General features: G+C 47.0%; 2 protein-coding genes. Both read right to left on the bottom strand.

The window, feature by feature from the left end; all coding sequences use genetic code 11:
• Positions 1–2,005 (bottom strand): ComEC/Rec2 family competence protein (locus U9P07_09840; GenBank protein ID MEA2109706.1); only part of this gene is annotated, 2,005 nt, incomplete at its 3' end.
• A 42-nt stretch (positions 2,006–2,047) separates the two neighbouring features.
• Positions 2,048–2,304, bottom strand: a 257-nt coding sequence (locus U9P07_09835; protein MEA2109705.1) for a DnaJ C-terminal domain-containing protein, incomplete at its 5' end; no start/stop codon positions are given.

Genomic DNA, 2,304 nt, shown 5'->3' with positions numbered 1-2,304 from the left:
GGCGAAAAGGAGGATAGCCAGTCCACAAGCCATTATACCAGATTTCCTGGATCCCGAAATTCCGGACCATATAATCCAGGCCGCCTACCAACCCATTCTGGGGTTTAGTTAAAATCAAGGTCTTAATATGACTGATTTTTTCTGACCAGCAGTAAGGAGCAATAACCTGTCTGGCCATGGAAAAACGACTTTTAAAAAAAACACCACCATTAAGCATTACCACATCCCCTCCAGGCATTTCCATGATGGCCGACTGAGTATTGCCACCGACAAAACAGTTGATGCTCAGATAATTCCGATGTTCACGGCGATCCTGCCAATAAATCCAGTCACCCACAGACAGAATCAGAATCAATAGCAGGCCAATAACCGGCAATGATTTTTTCCGGCGGATTATGGCGGTACCGAGCAGCAGCCAGAAGCCATAGAAAAGAATCATTTCCATACCTGACAGAGAAGGATAGTACCAGCGAAATTTCGGCAGCAGCCCATGAAGCCACTGGCAGCTGGTTATAATCAAGCCCATCAGCCGGGAGAGCAGCTGAATACACCCAAATCCAATACCGGGAAGCGGCAAAACCACCAGGGTCAGAATCCCAAAGGGCAGAACAATGAGAGAAAATAAGGGAACCAGAAACAGGTTGCTGAGCAGGGAAAAAGGAGTCAGATAATGAAAGCAATTAAGCAGCAGGGGCATGGTTGCCAACCAGGCCGCCGTCCCGATAAGCATGGTTATAAGCCCCCGGTAAAGTATAGTACGCAACCATTTATGGCTTGCGTCCATACCAGGCAGGATAGAGGATTCCAGTCCTGGCACAACCTTTCGAAAACCACCAACCGCCAGCAGAATGGCGGCAACTGCGGCAACAGACAATTGAAATGATAACTGGAACAATGACTGGGGCCAAATAATCAGAATAACGATGATCGCCGTCATTAAGGCCGCAAACGGATCTTCAACCATATCAAACATAATGGCCAGGAGAAAGATACTGGCCATGATTCCAGCCCGCACCGCCGGCAGGTGCATACCGGTCATGAGAACATAAAGCCAGCCGAACAACAAAGCAACGGCAGCCGCCGATTTTCGCGGCCCGGCAATAAAAAAATAGGGAATCAGCCAATTCAGCAGCCATATGGTAAAGAAAAAAATGACTGAAACAACTATCCCAACATGCAACCCCGAGATGGCAAACAGATGATAGATACCAAAATCAATAAAGAAATCTTTCATTTCCGGGGTCAGAGAATCCCTGGTTCCCAAAAGGAGGGATTTCAGGATGCCGGAAATATTATCTGTTTGAATGTTTTCATGAATTTTTCCATACAACCAGCGCCGTAGTTTATCTACAGGCCGAGTAATAAAAAAACGATGCTGAGTGGAATCAATAGTCAGGTTATTCCATTGCCCTGCTTCGGCAAAAAAGCGGCTGCCACTGACCATCCAGCGATAACGCCTGGATGCCAGAAATGGATGTTTCGGCGATCGGTAACCTCGAACCATTGCTTTGACCGTAATCCGATCACCGATCAGAGGCAAACGATTATTATTATAGGAAATAGATGGCAAACGCAGAGATAAACGCGTTCCCGGCCGCAGAGATGAAATAGCAGACTGTCCATCAATAGCCCGATCAAAAACAATAGGCAGCGACCAGGAATCATAATATCCCTCCGGGAAGCCGACTACTGTGGCCACAAACAACTGTTGCCGGTAGGGAAATTTACGATTAGCTGCAAGTGAATTAAATTCCTTGATTCGACCACTAACCCGAAGAAAAACCAGGAAAGAAAGCAGCAGTGAAACAGCCAGGAAAATGATGATCAAAGATACGCGGGGAATCCCCAGAGGGTTGCCATGACGGTCAACGGCATAATAACCCCAGGCCAACAGGAGTGAAAAAGGAATGAAAAGCCATGGACAAGGCAGAAAAACCGGCCAGAGGACGGCTGTTAATACCAGTACAAACGCCAGGCATATGGGACGGCAGGTGCAAAACTTCACCGGATATCTATCGCTTTCCGGTTCGAGAATTGACGGTATATATTAAGGCGAGGTAATGATGGCATCCAACTGTTCTACCAGTTTTTTAGCCTCAGGAGTTAATTTTTTGGGAATATCCACCGCAATTTCAACAATCTCATCGCCATAATTTTCCGTTTTATTTTTTTTCACCCCTTTAGCCTGCAAACGAAATTTCTGACCAGGCTGAGTTCCGGGAGGCAGAGTCAGCATCGCTTTGCCAGCAAAGGTCGGCACGTCAACCCGACCACCAAGAATAGCCGTGGTCAGCGGAATACTTA

This window comes from Pseudomonadota bacterium, from assembly GCA_034660915.1.
Classification (GTDB): Bacteria; Desulfobacterota; Anaeroferrophillalia; order Anaeroferrophillales; family Anaeroferrophillaceae; genus DQWO01.
This window is presented reverse-complemented; position numbering and strand designations above follow the sequence as displayed.